This is a genomic window from Pseudomonas sp. NFX71 (genome assembly GCF_048079215.1).
In the GTDB taxonomy this organism is placed as follows: domain Bacteria; phylum Pseudomonadota; class Gammaproteobacteria; order Pseudomonadales; family Pseudomonadaceae; genus Aquipseudomonas; species Aquipseudomonas fluorescens_B.
Map to the genome: position 1 here is coordinate 2,151,274 of NZ_CP182230.1, position 16,721 is coordinate 2,167,994.

Genomic DNA, 16,721 nt, shown 5'->3' on the forward strand with positions numbered 1-16,721 from the left:
AATGCCCTGGCGATCTGCACTGGGGTGATTGTGTTCCGGACCATACCTACCTCACATCTCATGGAACGCTGCAATGAGTGCAGCGAAGTAAAAACAAGAATGTCCGGTGGTCCGGTGCATATACCCTAAGCGCGTATAAAAAATAAATAAACTAACTTTTAGGAATATGAATAGAAGTGTGTCGTGAGCAACTGTACGCAGGGCAACACTTTGTTTTTGTAGCAACACACCGCCCGAGATCAGTCTGTAGGAGCGAACGGTGCGGTCTGGCTTGCTCGCGAAGAACGATGACTGGGTGCGTCAAAGGCTGACGCCTTCGCGAGCAAGCTTCGCTCCTACAGTGAACGCACAACGTTCAGTGTTTTCGGGGCTCTGCAGCCATGAGCGGTTCCTTTGGCCGGACCTTTAAATAGGGATTCGCACATCCGATTTTCAGCGTGCGCGCCGGTGCCCATCGGGAATTGTTACCCACGCGGTCGAGGATGCAGTAAGTCACTTCCAGCCGCAGGTCTTCGCCGGCTTCGAGAATGATCGCGGGCGGCACCCAGACTTGAATCGGCTCACCCACGTCGCTCGCCTTGAGCCGTGGCAGGTCCATGCGCACATCGCCCCAGCGCACGGTGATTTCATCGTCGGCGGCCATGTTCAGGTACGGCTCTATGGTCAAGGGAACGCCGCGCTTGATCTGGTTCGGGTTGACGCCCTGACGACGGATGGTTTCAGGAATGCCCACCGGCGCCAGGCGCTGGTTTTCGTCACCACACAGCGCAGATGGCTGGCCGCCGGGGCAGTCGAGCTTGACCTGTACACGGGTTGCCGGTGACAGCGCAGGCCCCTGGCCGACCTGCATGAGCCGATAGTGAAGGCGTGAGGAGCCATTGGCGATGAAGCTTTCCGGCACTCGCAGACTGATCGCTTTCCCGACGTCCTGGGTATTCAGCACTCTGGAGGCCACGTAGCAGTTGTCCCAGAACAGCTCGATCAAGTCGCCTTCATCCATGCCGGAGTAAGGCGCGACGTCGATCAGCAGATGAGCTGCCGAGCTGATGTTGATGCCGCTCTTGTGTGATTGCGCCACGATCGGCGCCGCAAGTTCGGGTTTGTTCGAAGTGTTTTTCATGGGTTTCTCCTTGAAGTCTTGCAGCGAAGTCCGTTTCTGAAAGAGCTGAAGTGCCGAGTAATAAACGGATCATTACTTGGTATGAAAACAATGATTGAACCGTCAGTGATTACATCGGCTGGCGACTAGATAAGAGTGCGCATGAATAACTGTCAATAGAATGAATTAGTTGAGTAATGAATCTGACGTTATTCAGAAGTCTCCTACACTTTGAGGTTAAGAAGCCGCAGCGTGCTGTCGAACATGACCACTGAATCAGCGGTGTTTGCGCGCCGTATATGCAGATCCCGTGCACACTGAGGGCGAAGCGTCTCGAGGATTTTAGGCGAGGTTTATCGGTAGCAGGACATAGATATGTACCGCACACGATATTGAAGGAAAGATAAATAATTCGAGTTTTTGTAAGGAGGATTATGACCGTGCAATGTTACTTCCATCCGTGGAAGTTAACACTTTGTCATCGCAGCTCAGTTGTGAGAGTTGTTCAGAAACTTGCTGAGAAACTGCTTTGTACGTTCTTCTTTAGGATTGGCAAACAGCGCCTTGGCTTCGCCTTGCTCAACGATCACCCCCTTGTCGAAAAACACCACGCGGTTGGCCACGTCTCGGGCAAAACCCATTTCGTGAGTAACGATGACCATGGTGCGATTCTCTTCAGCCAGGCTGCGAATGGTCGCCAGCACTTCACCCACCAACTCCGGATCGAGCGCTGAGGTGGGTTCATCGAACAGGATCACTTCCGGCTCCATCGCGAGCGCGCGGGCAATCGCCACACGCTGTTGCTGCCCACCGGAGAGTCGTCGCGGGTAAGCATCTTCCTTGCCCGCGAGGCCAACCCTGGCCAACAGCTTTTTACCCAGGGCGACGGCTTCGGCGTGAGGGATCTTCTTCACGATGATCGGGCCTTCGATGACGTTTTCCAGGGCGGTTCGATGGGGAAACAGGTTGAAGTTCTGGAACACGAAGCCGACGTGCTGACGCAGGCGTCGCACCAGGTTCTGCTGCTGGTTCAGCGGGCGGCTGCCATCGATTTCGATGTCGCCGACCTTGATCCGGCCGCTGGTGGGTTCTTCCAGGAAGTTCAGGCAACGCAGGAACGTGGTTTTCCCCGAGCCACTTGGCCCGATGATCGCGACGACCTCGCCTTCCTTCACCTCCAGATCGATGCCGTTGAGCACGACTTGACCCTTGAACTGCTTTGTCAGTTTTTCCACGACAATCATGGGGTCAGGACTCCTGGTCGTGCCGATTGACCCGCTCTTCCAACTTGTTCTGCAGGTGCGAAAGCACCGTGGCCAGAATCCAGTAGATCAGCGCGGCGGCAAGATACATGGTGAAAATTTCGAAGGTCCGGGCGGTAATCAGCTGCGCCTGGCGGAACAGTTCCGGCACCTGGATGGTGGCGGCCAGCGCGGTGTCCTTGACCAGCGAGATGAAGCTGTTGCCCAGCGGTGGCAGGGCCGTGCGCATCGCCTGCGGCAGGATGGCCCGGCGCAGGGTTTGCGCACGGGTCATGCCGATACTCGCGGCGGCTTCCCACTGGCCACGCTCGATAGAACTGATCGCCGAACGCAGGATTTCGCAGGCGTAGGCGGCCATGTTCAGCGAGAAGCCGATCAGGGCCGCCGGCAGTGGATCAAGTTCGATACCCAATTGCGGCAAGCCGTAATAGATCACGAACAGTTGCACCAGCAACGGCGTGCCGCGAAAGAACGACACGTAGATGCGGGCGATCCAGCTCACCAGTTTGAAGCGCGACAGACGCATCAACGCCAGGCCGAAACCCATCACCAGACCGAAGAACATTCCGCCCAGACTGAGGATTACCGTGTAGTACGCACCCTTCAGCAGGAAGGGCGCGGAGTCCAGCGCAAGTTGGAAAGCTTCTTCCATTATTGAGTGACGTCAGCGCTGAAGTATTTTTCCGAAAGCTTTTTCAGCGTACCGTCGGCACGCAGCTTGTCGATGGCCTTGTTCACCGCTGCCAGCAACTCAGGTTCGCCTTTGCGCAGGGCGACACCGGCTTCCTGACGGGAGAACGCTTCGCCGGCGGCGGAGGTGTCCTTGGCTTTCTTGGCGTATTCCAGTGCAGCGAGACGGTCGATCAGGATGGCGTCGATACGGCCGACGCGCAGGTCCTGGAATTTGGTCGGATCATCTTCATAAGTGCGGATGTCTGCCTTGGGCACATTCTCTTTCACCCACTGCTCGTAGTTGGTGCCCAGGCCGACGCCCACTTTCTTGCCGGCCAGATCGGCGGCGGTCTTGATGGTGTCTTTGTTCTTGGTCAGGGTCAGCGCCTGAATCCCGGAAACGGTGTACGGCTCGGAGAAGTCATACTTCTTCTTGCGCTCTTCGGAGATGGTCACCTGGTTGATCACCGCGTCCAGACGCTTGGATTCCAGCGCCGCGAGGATGCCGTCCCATTTGGTCGGTTGCAGTTTGACCTTCACGCCCAGCTCTTTGGCCAGGGCTTCGGAGAACTCGACTTCGAAGCCGGCCAGTTTGCCGTCGGCATCGACGAAACTGAACGGTGGGTAAGTACCTTCCAGACCGACGTTGATCACGCCCGCGTCCTTGATTTTTTGCAGCTGCTCACCGGCAACCGCTTGCCCCAGCAGACCGGCGCTCAGCGCCAGGCCCAGCGAACCCACCAGCAGATTTCGACGTAGTGCGGAAAAATTCATGACAAGCCCCTGTGTTTTCTTATGAAGACGCTTTTAGGAATGTTGGCAAAATCGGGATTTGGACGACTGCAATATCCTGCCCTAAAGAAGCGTATGCGTCTCGCTGCAAATTCGCCTGCGGCGTGACTATATGACGACGCTTTTAGATAGGAAAATAATAAATATTCTGTTTGTTATTCTTTTGTTGCATATACGGTCAGTTCGATCCCCTGTGGCGAGGGAGCTTGCTCCCGCTCAGCTGCGAAGCAGTCGAAAAACCCGATCACCGCGATTCGAATGAAACACCGCAGCGCAAATTTTGGGGGCGCTCCGCGCCCCAGCGGGAGCACGCGCCCTCGCCACAAACGCTCTTCAGCCCGTTAGTGAATCCTTGTAGGCAAACAACGCCGGCGCCCCGCCGGTGTGCAGGAAGATGATCGGCCCTTGATCAAAACGCTGACGACCAATCCCGTCGAGCAAACCGGCCATGGCCTTGCCGGTATACACCGGGTCCAGCAGCAAACCTTCCTGGCTCGCCACCAGCTTCACCGCGGACAGCGTCCCGGCATTCGGCTCGCCATAGCGCGGAGCAAAATATTCGTCCCACAGCTCGACCTTGAAACTGTCCGGCAAGCTCACGCCCAACAGCGCCGCGGTACGCTCGGCCAGTCCCTGGACCTTGGGCCGCTGATCTTCATCGCTACGGGATACCGTCACGCCAATCACTGGCAAATCCGGCAATACTTCGCTCAACGCGAGTGCCAGGCCGCTGTGGGTTCCGGCGCTGCCCGAGGCCAATACCACCGCCGCGAAATTCAGGCCGGTGTCCTTGATCTGCTCGGCCAGTTCCAGCCCGGCGCGCACATAACCCAAAGCGCCCAACGCGTTCGAGCCACCGATCGGCACCAGATACGGTTTTTTGCCGTTGCTGCGCAGGCGTGCGGCCAAGGCCTCCAGTTGCTCGTCAGCGTTGTCGAGGTTTTCCACCAATTCAACCTTGGTATCGAACAGGTCGAGCAACAGCCGATTGCCGTTGCCGACATAGTCGGTGTCGTCGGTGCCCAGAGGATTCTCCAGCAGTGCTACGCATCCCAGGCCCAGTTTCGCTGCGAGAGCCGCTGTCTGGCGCACGTGGTTGGATTGCAACGCACCTGCCGTGATCAGCGTGTCCGCACCCTGGGCCAGCGCATCGGCGGCCAGGTATTCGAGTTTGCGCAGCTTGTTACCGCCCATCGCCAGCGGCGTCAGGTCGTCGCGTTTGACGTAGACGTCGCGGCCGAGCCAGGCCGACAGGCGTTCGAGTTTTTCCAGAGGGGTCGGGTGGCCGAGCAGATCGAGGCGGTCAAAACGGGCGAGCTGTTGTTTGATCATGGGTCCGTACTGGCGGTGATAGATGTCAGGACTATAGGCACGCCTATATGCAGGGGCAACCGGCAAGATTACTTATAGCCAAAAGTGCTGAGCACAGCACAATCGGTTCTTAATTCGGCTTCCAGACCTTGCCGTAAAGTAATCGCCGTCAGCGCGGCCAGACACTCCGGCCGCCCGTGTGGAGTTTTTACCGTGAGCGAGCGTTCCAGCCATTGGCAATTGCAGACCATCGTCAGCCAGTTGCGCACGGCGCGCGACCAGTGGCGTGCGCAAAACGGCCGTGCCAGCGGCGAGCAGGGCGGTCGCGAGTTGCCCTCCCGAGCGGCCATGGCGGAGATTCTTGAAGCGCTGTGCGGGGCGCTGTTCCCGATGCGCCTGGGGCCGGTGGACTTGCGTGAAGAGAGTGAAGACTTCTATGTAGGCCACACGCTGGACGTTGCGCTGAACGCGTTGCTGGGTCAGGCGCGGCTTGAATTGCGTTACGCCGCCCGCCACAGCGCCTCGGCCGACACTGAAGTCGAAGCCAAAACGATCCAGATCATCCAGGACTTCGCCCTGGCGCTGCCGGGGCTGCGCAGCTTGCTGGACACTGACGTGCTGGCGGCCTATCACGGTGACCCGGCGGCTCGTAGCGTCGATGAAGTGTTGCTGTGCTATCCGGGGATTCTGGCGGTGATTCACCATCGCCTCGCGCATCACTTGTACCGCGCCGGACTGCCGTTGCTGGCGCGGATCAGCGCAGAAATCGCTCACTCGGCGACCGGTATCGATATCCACCCGGGCGCGCAAATCGGCCGCAGCTTCTTCATCGATCACGGGACGGGTGTGGTGATCGGCGAGACCGCCATCATTGGCGAGCGCGTGCGGATTTATCAGGCGGTGACCCTGGGCGCCAAACGCTTCCCGGCGGATGAAGACGGCCAGTTGCAGAAGGGCCATCCGCGGCATCCGATTGTCGAGGATGATGTGGTGATCTACGCCGGTGCGACGATTCTGGGGCGGATCACCATCGGCAAGGGCTCGACCATCGGCGGCAACGTCTGGCTGACGCGCAGTGTGCCGGCGGGGTGCAACCTGACGCAGGCGAATCTGCAGCATGATGATGGGGCGCAGAAGTAAGTCTCGACATCTCCAGTGGTCTTGCTGACGCCTTCGCGGGCAAGCCACGCTCCCACAGGTCTTGTGTCGAACCCGGATTTTGCGAACGCCACAAAACCTGTGGGCTTGCCCGCGATTGGTTTCAAGCCGAACCGAGATAATGGCATTTCACTGATTTCCCACTGAACGAATCCCCCAAACCCCACGTCATACCCATCCTTGAGCTAGCGTACACAACAGGTTTTTGTGGCGAGGGAACTTGCTCCCGCTCGGTTGCGAAGCAGCCGCATTCCTGGCGAAAACCGGGGTGCCGCTTCGCGACACAGGGGAAGCAAGCTCCCTCGCCACACCGTACCGCCGAGCCTTGCGATTAGTCCTTAGCACCCTATTCATGTTTAACTTGAACGCTCATTCAAGTTAAACCGCCGGTTTGCTGCCCGCTCACAACAGGAGGCTTGCCCTTGCCGAGTCCGTTATTGATTGCCCGGTTTCACCCCCTTGAGGCGCACCTTTCATGAGTGCACCGTCTACCCCCGCCAGCGGCCAGGTCCGCATGAATCCGCCGGTGTTTTACTTCGCCGCGACCTTCATTCTGCTCTTCGGCCTCGTCGTCATCGCCATGCCTGAACAGGCCGGCGCCTGGCTTCTGCAAGCGCAAAACTGGGCGGCCAACACGGTCGGCTGGTACTACATGCTCGCGATGACCCTGTATCTGGTCTTCGTGGTGGTCACCGCCTTGTCCGGCTACGGCAAGATCAAGCTCGGTGCCGACCACGACGAGCCCGAATTCAGTTATCTGTCCTGGGCCGGCATGCTGTTCGCCGCCGGGATCAGCATCACGCTGTTTTTCTTTTGCGTGTCCGAACCGCTGACCCATTTGTCGCAACCGCCCCAAGGCGAGGCCGGCACCGCGGACGCGGCACGCCAGGCGATGCAGATTCTGTTTCTGCACTGGGGCCTGCACGGCTGGGGTGTGTTTGCCTTCGTCGGCATGGCGCTGGCCTATTTCGCCTACCGCCACAACCTGCCGCTGGCCTTGCGTTCGGCGCTGTATCCGCTGATCGGCAAACGCATCAACGGTCCGATCGGTTACGCGGTGGATGGCTTCGGCATCATCGCCACGGTGTTCGGCCTTGGTGCCGACATGGGCTTCGGGGTGTTGCACCTCAACTCGGGGCTCGACTACCTGTTCGGCGTCGCCCACACCCAGTGGGTTCAGGTCGGCCTGATCACGCTGATGATGGGCGCTGCGATCATCGTCGCGGTGTCCGGCGTCGATAAAGGCGTGCGGGTGATGTCCGACATCAACATGCTGCTGGCCTGCGCGCTGCTGCTGTTCGTGTTGTTCGCCGGCCCGACGCAGCACTTGCTCAACACCCTGATCCAGAACATCGGTGACTACCTCGGCGCATTGCCGATGAAGAGTTTTGACCTCTACGCCTACGACAAACCCAGCGACTGGCTGGGTGGCTGGACGGTGTTCTACTGGGCCTGGTGGATCGCGTGGTCGCCGTTCGTGGGCCTGTTCATCGCACGGATTTCCCGTGGCCGGACCATCCGCGAATTCGTCTTCGGGGTGCTGTTGATCCCGCTTGGTTTCACCCTGGCGTGGATGTCGATTTTCGGTAACAGCGCCATCGACCAAGTGCTCAACCACGGCATGAGCGCGCTCGGCATGTCGGCCATCGACAACCCGTCGATGACCCTCTACCTGCTGCTGGAAACCTACCCGTGGAGCAAAACCGTGATTGCGGTCACGGTGTTCATCAGCTTCGTGTTCTTCGTCACCTCGGCGGATTCCGGCACCGTGGTGCTGTCGACGCTCTCCGCCAAGGGTGGCAACCCGGATGAAGACGGGCCGAAATGGCTGCGGGTGTTCTGGGGCGCGATGACCGCGCTGGTGACCAGTGCGCTGCTGTTCTCCGGCAGCATCGACGCGCTGAAGTCGGCGGTGGTGCTGACGTCGTTGCCGTTCTCGCTGATCTTGCTGCTGATGATGTGGGGTCTGCACAAGGCGTTTTATCTCGAGTCACAGAAGCAGATCGCCCAATTGCATTCCCTGGCGCCGGTGTCCGGTTCCCGGCGTGGCGGATGGCGTCAGCGTTTGAGCCAGGCGGTGCATTTCCCGTCGCGCGATGAGGTCTATCGCTTCCTCGACACGACGGTGCGCCCGGCGATTGAAGAAGTGACGGCGGTGTTCGTCGAGAAGGGCTTGAACGTGGTCACTCAGCCTGATCCGGCGAACGACAGCGTCAGCCTGGAAATCGGTCACGGCGAGCAGCATCCGTTCATCTATCAGGTGCAGATGCGTGGCTACTTCACGCCGTCCTTCGCCCGTGGCGGCATGGGTTCCAAGGAACTCAACAATCGTCGTTATTATCGGGCCGAAGTGCATTTGAGCGAGGGCAGTCAGGACTACGATCTGGTGGGCTACACCAAGGAGCAGGTCATCAACGACATCCTCGATCAGTACGAGCGGCACATGCAGTTTTTGCATTTGGTGCGTTGAGGTCAGGTCTCGCTGCTCATCACCATGAACAGCACCAGCGCTGCCACCGGCACACCAAACACCACACTGCCGACCACCAGTTCCGTCGTCACGGGCTGGCCGGCAGTGACCACGCCGATGGCGCCGTTGATCATTGTCAGGGCCAGCCACAGGACGATGAAGCTGTAGGTCAGGGTCTGCCGACCGAAGCCGATTTTCTCGCCGATGAACAGCATCAGCGCGAGGAGGACCAGGCCGAAGAAGATGATGATGGTGGTGTGCATGATGTGTTCCTCCTGTCAGGTGGGTGTCGCCTGTGCAGCCGCCCTCGGTTTCCCTGCTCACTTTTGAGCATAGGCGTCGGTGCGCTCTCCGTGCTTAAACCAACCCGCCATTGACCCGCAGGATTTGCCCGTTGACCCAAGCCGCATCCGGCCCGACGAGGAAGGAGACAACGCGGGAGATGTCTTCCGGCTGAGCCAGGCGTTCCAGCGGCGGCATCCTGGCGAAGGTTTGAATGTGTTCTTCGCTCTTGCCGTGCAGGAACAGATCGGTCGCCACCGGGCCCGGGGCGACGGCATTGACGGTGATGTGGCGACCGCGCATTTCCTTGGCGAACACCTGAGTCAGGGATTCCACCGCCGCTTTGCTGGCGATGTACACGGCGTAGCCCGGCAGGTTCATGCCGACGGTACTGCTGGAAAAATTGACGATCCGTCCGCCGCTGTTCAGGCGAGTGGCCGCTTCACGCAACGTGTTGAACGTGCCGCGAGCGTGAATGTTGAAGTTCTGGTCGAACAGTTCGTCCGTGTGTTGCGCCAGCGGCATCACTTTGAGTATGCCGGCGTTGTTGATCAACACATCGACTTTGCCCAGCTGCGATTCGGTTTCATCGAACATCCGGCGCACGTCGTCGGCATTGGCCACGTCAGCCTTGATCGCTATGGCTTGATGGCCGGCCTGACGCAACTCCACGACCAGTCCGGAGGCTTCGGCGGCGCTGCTGGCGTAGTTGATGGCGACGGCGAACCCTTCGCTGGCCAGTTGTCTGGCGATGACGGCGCCGATGCCGCGAGAGGCACCGGTCACGATGGCCACTTTCGAAGTTTGAGTAGTCATGGCGGTTAATCCTTTGGGGGTGTTGGTGGGGGGGGGAAGCCAGATTCACATGTTTACTCAGGCCGATAAATGCACGAGAGTTGCCTTGACTGTTCAATAATCGCCAACAATCGAAGCTCCGGAGCTCAGCGTGGATCAAGTCAAGGCTATGAAGGTTTTCGTGCGGATCTACGAGCGCAGCAGCTTCACCCTGGCCGCCGAAGACCTGAACCTGCCGCGGGCAACCCTGACCCACACGCTGAATCAGTTCGAAGCCTGGCTCGGTACGCGTTTGCTGGAGCGCAGCACACGTAAAGTGCGTCCGACGCTGGACGGCGAGGCTTACTACCTGCGTTGTGTGCAGTTGCTGGCGGAGCTGGAAGAAGCCGAGCTGGCCTTTCGCAGCGTGGCGCCGAAGGGGCGATTGCGCATGGATTTGCATGGCACCTTGGCCAAGCACTTCGTGATCCCTGCGTTGCCGCAGTTCATGGCCCGTTACCCGGATATCGAACTGTCCATCAGCGAGGCCGACCGCTTTGTCGACCTGATTGCCGAAGGCGTCGACTGCGTACTGCGCGCCGGCACCCTCGGCGACTCGGCGCTGATCGGCAAGCGTGTCGCCAACCTGCGGCAGATCACCTGCGCCAGTCCTGCATATCTGCGCAAATACGGCGAACCGAGAACCCTCGAAGACCTGAAACACCATCGCGCGGTGAACTACGTCTCGCGCACCACGGCCAAGTTGTTTCCATTCGAGTTCATGGTTGATGGCGAGCTGAAGGAAGTGGCCATCGACGGCGCGATTTCAGTATTCGGCGCGGAAATCTATGCCGCGTCGGCCATCGCCGGACTGGGCTTGATCCAGTGCCCGCATTACCGAATGGCAACGCTGATTGCTCAGGGGGTGGTGCAGGAAATCCTCATCGACACCCCTCCACCGCCCATGCCGGTTTCAGTGCTGTATCCGCACAACCGACACCTGTCGCCACGGGTTCGGGTGTTTGTGGATTGGTTGGGGGAGGTGTTTGCGGGGGCCGTTTGAACGAAGGCTGCGATCCTGGCGATGGTTGTACCGCCGAAGATGAATAATGTGAAACGTTTCAGCATTTCCTCGAGTCGGAGGTTTATCGACGTTTGTCTGGGCGTATGCTGGGCAACTTGCGAAGCAGTCGATGCCAACTTCAAGACAGACAAGAGAGGATTCGATGACCTACACCGCTGCCGAAAACCGCTACGACTCCATTCCTTACCGCCGCGTCGGCCGCAGCGGTCTGGTGCTGCCGGCGTTGTCCCTGGGCCTGTGGCACAACTTCGGCGACAGCACGCCGATCGACACCCAGCGTTCGTTGCTGCGCACGGCGTTCGATCTGGGGATCAACCACTTCGACCTGGCCAACAATTACGGCCCGCCGTACGGCAGCGCCGAGATCAATTTCGGCCGTTTGCTGCGCGAAGACTTCAAGCAGTATCGCGACGAGCTGATCATTTCCAGCAAGGCCGGTTGGGACATGTGGCCCGGTCCTTACGGGCAGGGCGGCGGTTCGCGCAAATACGTGCTGGCCAGTCTTGATCAGAGCCTGCAGCGCCTGGGCCTGGATTATGTGGATATTTTCTATTCCCACCGTTTCGATCCGGATACTCCGCTGGAGGAAACTGCCAGCGCATTGGCTACGGCGGTGCAGCAGGGCAAGGCGCTGTACATCGGCATCTCGTCGTATTCCGGGGTGAAAACCCGTGAGATGGCGGCACTGTTGAAAGAGTGGAAAGTGCCGTTGCTGATTCACCAGCCGGCCTACAACCTGCTCAATCGCTGGGTGGAAAAGGACCTGCTGGAGGTCACCGACGAACTGGGCACCGGCGTGATTGCCTTCACACCGTTGGCGCAGGGCCTGTTGACCGACAAGTACCTCAATGGCATTCCGAAGGACGCGCGGGTCAATCGTCCGGGCGGTGGTTCTTTGCAGTCCTCGCATCTGTCGGAGGCCAACATCGCCCATGTGCGTGGGCTCAACGAAATCGCCAAGCGTCGCGGCCAGAGCCTCGCGCAACTGGCGCTGGCGTGGACGCTGCGCGATCCGCGGGTGACCTCGGCGCTGATTGGTGCGAGCCGGCCGGAGCAGATCATCGAAAACGTCGGGGCCTTGAAGAATTTGAGCTTCAGTGCGCAAGAGTTGGCGGAGATTGACCGGTTTGCCCAGGAGGGCGGGATCAATCTTTGGGAGAAACCTTCGACGGCTGAGTAAATTCGATCGAGGGTTTAGACTGAATAAAGCATCCCCTCGTAGGGGAAGGGATGCTTGATTTACATTGAGGGAAGATGCGGTCGTTATTTTTTGCTTGGGAAACCGAGTATCGCTGCAGTTTCGTTAAAGAATGTATCCCTCGCAGATCTCTTTCTGAGCTGCATGTCGATCACTTGCGATTGATCTGGGAGGGTAAAGTAACCCTTGTCCAGGCTACATAGGCTTTCAAGAATTGGCAGAGGTAGTCCCAGTAGCTGCCTGACTTGAGATCGGGAAAGTACCTTGTTTTCCACGAGCATTTTCACGCCTCGAGCAATTAACTGCGGCCTTTCAAAATCGAAATCCCCATCCATGGGCTCACCCTTGACCCAGCCTCTTGCTGACCTGGCTTTCCACAATCTTGTTGTCGTAGTGTCGTTGATTATCTCTAGGTCTAGACATCTACGAACCATCGCTGCCACAGAGACCTTCCAGCGTGGTTTCAATGCTAGCAAGGTATCCAGCGTAGGCCACCGAATTTCCCTCAGGAAGCTTTCTGCTGGCATCAGGAATGCGCTTGCAAATCGATGTGCCTGTGACTCAAGCAGCGCGTAATTCGATTCGTATTGTTCCTTGGAAATATGCCGATGGAGAACAATATGTCCAAGCTCATGGGCCGCATCGAATCGATTTCGTATGCCGTTCGCCTTGTCTGCTACAAGGAGTACATAAGGTCGCTGATCCAACTCATACCAATTTGATACACCATCCATTTTCAGATGGCCGAGCATGGTTCGAGTGCAGACGATACCGGCATTCTCCAGAACATGAACGACATTGGGTATGGGAGCAATTCCTAGCCCCCATGCCTGACGACACTCGCTAGCCATTCGTTCGATTTCTTCGTCAGAAATCAGAAGGCAATTGCTTTCTTCCAGATGAGGAACATTAACAGCGACGAATTCAAGGCTTTCCTGAAGCTTGTAGGAGATATCTTGAAGCCACTCCAGGCGTACCTCCGCTATTTCTCTTGCATTAGCGGTGGCGCTCACCTGCGAGCGGAAGAAAAACGGCGTGTTTTCACTCGTTACGATTTGCTCCTCAAGCAGCCAGTTTTCACTGACGCCAAAGACCTCGCATAACCGCTGGAAAGCATCGGCTTCAGGAACCTGAAGTCCGTTCTCCCATTTAGAAATATTTCCAGAGGCGCGTCCCACCATTTCGGCCAAGGCGGTTTGGGTGATACCACACGTGAGCCGTAACTGTTTGAGACGTTCGGACTGAAAGCCCGCGACTCCAGTTCTCATGGTTCACCTCTTGGATTTTTGCTCATCATCAGTTTGGTCTTCGATTTTTTCCGCGCGGCGCATCTTATCTCGCAATTTCACCAATTCAATCGGTTTCTGATCAATAGCTTGATTATCAGAGTAGCTCTGAAGAAGCTCATCGAACGTGCAATCCATATGGAAACCCTTACCGTTGAAATAAGGTACGGCCATCACAATCGCTACAGGCTCTGATTGATCCGCGGAACGTGGCGGTGGTGCGTGGACTACGACAAGTGCATGGATCAATTGTTCGGAAACAGTGTGGGATAGCCCATCGATCCAATCCATCTGAGTGGACGCTAATGATTCGTTCAGCGTTTTCAGTTCGCTGCGGTGTTTCGCCGCGCGAACCTCTTTTTGCCAAGGCAGAACGACAGATGTAATGCGCAGTTTTCCCAATTCCAATAGGACGTAATTATGCCCTTTGGGGTCGGTTGATTTGATAAGGGGATTCCAGCGAGTCATACCCGCCAAGGCTTCCTGAGCGAGTGAGTGGCGTAAATGCCCCCGTAGATCTTCCTGAGGGATATGAATCAGGAGTTCCTGCACCACTTTCGAAGCTTTTTGGAAGGTTTGAGGAATCAGAACGCCAAGTTCCTCAAAAAACTCTTTATCTACCTGCGCACGAATGAAACTTTGAATTTCTTCTTTTGTGACCATACGTTTCGCCACTCACTATTCGGTAAGCGGATTTTTACTTCATTTTTATTCGTTATGGAAGGGTTTGCTGGTTTTTTATACAGCTCGGTAGACGAGTGGTGGCGTCAATCCGGATATCACCTCGGGCTCAAGGCCTCACCGAAAAAACGGCACATCCCCCAACACCGTCGCCCGCTGCATCACCCGCCGCGCCGGTCGGTAATCATCCACCGCGTAATGCTGCGTCACGCGGTTATCCCAGAACGCTACGTCGTCCTTCTGCCAGCGCCAGCGAATGGTGAACTCCGGCCGCGTGGCATGGGCGAACAGAAATTTCAGAATCACCTCGCTCTCGGTTTCCGACAGCTCATTGATCTTCGAGGTGAAGCCTTCATTGACGAACAATGACCGGCGCCCGCTCACCGGGTGCGTGCGGATCACCGGGTGCGACAGCGGCGGATTCCTGCGGCGTGCTTCTTCCCACTGAGCCAGCGCCTCAGGCGTATTGCCATAGCGTTCCAGCGGAAACGAACGGGTGAAATCGTGAGTCGCGGTCAGCCCTTCAAGCAAACTCTTCATCGGCGCTGACAACGCTTCATAAGCCGCAATGCCGCTGGCCCACAACGTGTCGCCACCAAACTCCGGCAGCAATTTCGCGCTGAGCACCGCACCCATCGCCGGGGTCGGCAGGAAGGTCACGTCGGTGTGCCAGATCGCGTTGTCGCGTACGTCGGTGACGGCCGTGTCGAGGATCAGCACTTCCGGTTGTTCCGGTACATTCGGGTAGATCGGATGAACATGCAGGTCGCCGAAATGGGCGGCGAAACGTGCCTGTTGCTGCGGCGTGATCGGCTGGTCGCGGAAGAACAGCACCTGATACTGGAGCAGCGCCTGCTCGATGGCATTGCGCTGTTCCAGGGTCAGCGGCTGACTGATGTCGATGCCGCTGATTTGCGCGCCGAGCGCGTAGCTGAGAGAGACGATTGTCAGGTGGCTCATGGTGGTTCTCTTAATCCGGGGTGCCGAACTGTCGGCGTGTTCAATGACAAGTCTTTAGTGAGCCTGGCCGTGCCACGGCACCAGTTTGCGTTGCAGAGCACGCAGGCCCATCTCCATGGCAAAGGCGATCAGCGCAATCACCAGAATCCCCAGTACCACCACATCGGTGACCAGGAATTGCGCGGCCGACTGGACCATGAAGCCCAAACCGCTGGTGGCGGCGATCAGCTCGGCGGCGACCAGCGTCGACCAGCCCACGCCCAGCCCAATGCGCACGCCAGTCAAAATGTCCGGCAAGGCACTCGGTAAAATCACATGGCGAATCAATTGTGCCCGGGTTGCGCCCAGCGACTGCGCAGCGCGCAATCTGGCCGGGTCGACGGTGCGCACGCCGGTGGCGGTGGCGATGGCGATCGGGGCGAAAATCGCCAGGTAGATCAGCAAGACTTTCGACAGCTCGCCAATGCCGCACCAGATGACGATCAGCGGCAAATAGGCCAGCGGTGGAATCGGGCGGTAGAACTCGATCAGCGGATCGAGAATGCCCCGCGCGATACGGTTGGCACCGATCGCAATGCCGACCGGCACGGCGGTCAGCACGGCAAAGCCGAGGCCCAGACCGATGCGGCCGAGGCTCGCGCCCAGGTGCTGCCACAACGTTGAATCCATGTAGCCGGTGGTCACCAGCAGCCAGCCCTTTTGCAGCACGGCAGACGGTGGCGGCAGAAACAGCGGCTCGATCATTCCGGTAGCAGTCACGGCCCACCAAAGGGCAACCAGCGCGACCAGGGTCAGCACGCTGATCCAGCGCGTGCTCACACTGCGACGAACAGGAATGACCGTCGAACCCGGTTTCACCGTCACCGCCGGAATTTCATAGCTGCTCATGCGCGCTCCTGCCGCGTGGCGGCGCTGCGTTGGGAGAAGACTTTGGCGAGTACGTGTTCGCGGGTTTCGATAAAGCGCCGGTCGGATTTGATCGCCCGTGCGGATTCGCCAGCGGCATAACGCTGACCAAAATCCAGGCTCAGTCGCTCGACGATTTGCCCGGGGTTTGGCGCCAGCAGAATCAGGTCCGTGGCGAGAAACACCGCTTCTTCGATGTCGTGGGTAATCAGGAAAACGGGTTTGGCTGTGCGCTTCCACACCTGCAACAGCAGCTCCTGCATCTGTTCGCGGGTGAAGGCGTCGAGGGCGCCGAAGGGTTCGTCCATCAGCAGCACGCGAGGATCGGCGGCGAGCGCACGGGCCAGGCCGACACGCTGTTTCTGGCCACCCGATAATTGCCAGATGCGGCGATGTTCGAAACCGGAAAGGTCCACCAGCGCGAGCATTTCCCGAGCGCGGCTTTCACGTTTGTCGCGGGAAACACCCGCCAGTTCCAGACCGAAACCGACGTTGGCCAGCACGTCCTGCCAAGGCAGCAGCGCGTCGTCCTGGAACACCACGCCACGTTCTGCGCTCGGGCCTTTGACCGGCGCACCATCAAGGGTGATGCGCCCGGCGCTGGGTTCGACGAAACCGGCAATCAGGTTCAACAGCGAAGTCTTGCCACTGCCGGAAGGGCCGAGGGCCACCAGCAATTGCTGGGGGCCAAGGCTCAAGGAAATATCCGCCAGCACCGGTTCCGGGCTGCCAGGGTACTGTGCGCTGATGCGCTCCAGCTGTAGCAAAGCCATCGCGATTCACTCC

At 58.4% G+C, this 16,721-nt stretch carries 16 protein-coding genes; 4 read left to right on the forward strand and 12 right to left on the reverse strand.

Translation table 11 applies throughout. The features are described from left to right. Positions 1 to 355: 355 nt before the first annotated feature. From ACM1ZW_RS09950 to ACM1ZW_RS09970, 5 genes are all read right to left on the reverse strand, one after another. Complete coding sequence (locus ACM1ZW_RS09950; RefSeq protein WP_017335893.1) at positions 356 to 1,120, reverse strand: hypothetical protein; 765 nt, start codon at positions 1,118 to 1,120, stop codon at positions 356 to 358. Between the two features lie 467 nt (positions 1,121 to 1,587). Continuing rightward, positions 1,588 to 2,343, reverse strand: coding sequence for an L-cystine ABC transporter ATP-binding protein TcyN (tcyN, locus tag ACM1ZW_RS09955; RefSeq protein WP_017335894.1), 756 nt, complete (start codon positions 2,341 to 2,343; stop codon positions 1,588 to 1,590). Positions 2,344 to 2,347: 4 nt separating this feature from the next. Then, positions 2,348 to 3,013, reverse strand: coding sequence for a cystine ABC transporter permease (gene tcyL / locus ACM1ZW_RS09960; protein ID WP_414879883.1), 666 nt, complete (start codon positions 3,011 to 3,013; stop codon positions 2,348 to 2,350). Then, the gene (gene tcyJ, locus ACM1ZW_RS09965; RefSeq protein ID WP_017335896.1) at positions 3,013 to 3,807 is read right to left on the reverse strand and encodes a cystine ABC transporter substrate-binding protein; all 795 of its coding nucleotides are present in this window, start codon (positions 3,805 to 3,807) and stop codon (positions 3,013 to 3,015) included. The genes tcyL and tcyJ overlap by 1 nt, the downstream gene beginning before the upstream one ends. A 351-nt stretch (positions 3,808 to 4,158) precedes the next feature. Further along, entirely contained in the window at positions 4,159 to 5,157 is a 999-nt protein-coding gene (locus tag ACM1ZW_RS09970) for a D-cysteine desulfhydrase (protein WP_017335897.1), read from the reverse strand. A 192-nt stretch (positions 5,158 to 5,349) separates the two neighbouring features. On the opposite strand from ACM1ZW_RS09970, the gene epsC reads away from it, so the two are divergent. Together epsC and betT are read left to right on the forward strand one after the other, a co-directional pair. Beyond that, complete coding sequence (gene epsC, locus ACM1ZW_RS09975) at positions 5,350 to 6,276, forward strand: serine O-acetyltransferase EpsC (protein ID WP_017335898.1); 927 nt, start codon at positions 5,350 to 5,352, stop codon at positions 6,274 to 6,276. Between the two features lie 532 nt (positions 6,277 to 6,808). Next, positions 6,809 to 8,764 (forward strand): choline transporter BetT, encoded by a 1,956-nt coding sequence (gene betT, locus ACM1ZW_RS09980; RefSeq protein WP_193393013.1) that lies wholly within the window; start codon positions 6,809 to 6,811, stop codon positions 8,762 to 8,764. Positions 8,765 to 8,766: 2 nt separating this feature from the next. Here the strand turns inward: betT and ACM1ZW_RS09985 are convergent, their stop codons facing one another. Together ACM1ZW_RS09985 and ACM1ZW_RS09990 are read right to left on the reverse strand one after the other, a co-directional pair. After that, positions 8,767 to 9,027: a hypothetical protein gene (locus ACM1ZW_RS09985; protein WP_017335900.1), complete on the reverse strand. Its 261-nt coding sequence runs from the start codon at positions 9,025 to 9,027 to the stop codon at positions 8,767 to 8,769. 94 nt (positions 9,028 to 9,121) lie between these two features. Next, positions 9,122 to 9,862, reverse strand: coding sequence for an SDR family oxidoreductase (locus ACM1ZW_RS09990; protein ID WP_416740470.1), 741 nt, complete (start codon positions 9,860 to 9,862; stop codon positions 9,122 to 9,124). Positions 9,863 to 9,992: 130 nt separating this feature from the next. On the opposite strand from ACM1ZW_RS09990, the gene ACM1ZW_RS09995 reads away from it, so the two are divergent. Then, positions 9,993 to 10,883, forward strand: a complete 891-nt coding sequence (locus ACM1ZW_RS09995; RefSeq protein ID WP_416740471.1) for a LysR family transcriptional regulator — start codon at positions 9,993 to 9,995, stop codon at positions 10,881 to 10,883. Between the two features lie 163 nt (positions 10,884 to 11,046). Then, on the forward strand, positions 11,047 to 12,084 hold the full coding sequence (gene mgrA / locus ACM1ZW_RS10000; protein WP_416740472.1) for an L-glyceraldehyde 3-phosphate reductase: 1,038 nt from the start codon (positions 11,047 to 11,049) through the stop codon (positions 12,082 to 12,084). 83 nt (positions 12,085 to 12,167) lie between these two features. Here mgrA and ACM1ZW_RS10005 read toward each other — a convergent pair whose 3' ends face one another. From ACM1ZW_RS10005 to tauB, 5 genes are all read right to left on the reverse strand, one after another. Continuing rightward, complete coding sequence (locus tag ACM1ZW_RS10005) at positions 12,168 to 13,370, reverse strand: helix-turn-helix domain-containing protein (RefSeq protein WP_416740473.1); 1,203 nt, start codon at positions 13,368 to 13,370, stop codon at positions 12,168 to 12,170. 3 nt (positions 13,371 to 13,373) lie between these two features. Further along, positions 13,374 to 14,051 (reverse strand): hypothetical protein, encoded by a 678-nt coding sequence (locus ACM1ZW_RS10010; RefSeq protein ID WP_416740474.1) that lies wholly within the window; start codon positions 14,049 to 14,051, stop codon positions 13,374 to 13,376. Between the two features lie 135 nt (positions 14,052 to 14,186). Then, positions 14,187 to 15,029 carry a taurine dioxygenase gene (tauD, locus tag ACM1ZW_RS10015; RefSeq protein ID WP_416740475.1) on the reverse strand — a complete coding sequence of 281 codons (843 nt, stop codon included), beginning with the start codon at positions 15,027 to 15,029 and terminating at the stop codon, positions 14,187 to 14,189. 54 nt (positions 15,030 to 15,083) lie between these two features. Then, positions 15,084 to 15,917, reverse strand: a complete 834-nt coding sequence (tauC, locus tag ACM1ZW_RS10020) for a taurine ABC transporter permease TauC (RefSeq protein WP_017335905.1) — start codon at positions 15,915 to 15,917, stop codon at positions 15,084 to 15,086. Next, positions 15,914 to 16,708 (reverse strand): taurine ABC transporter ATP-binding subunit, encoded by a 795-nt coding sequence (gene tauB, locus ACM1ZW_RS10025; RefSeq protein WP_414879888.1) that lies wholly within the window; start codon positions 16,706 to 16,708, stop codon positions 15,914 to 15,916. Before tauB ends, tauC begins: the two co-directional genes overlap by 4 nt. Positions 16,709 to 16,721 lie beyond the last annotated feature (13 nt).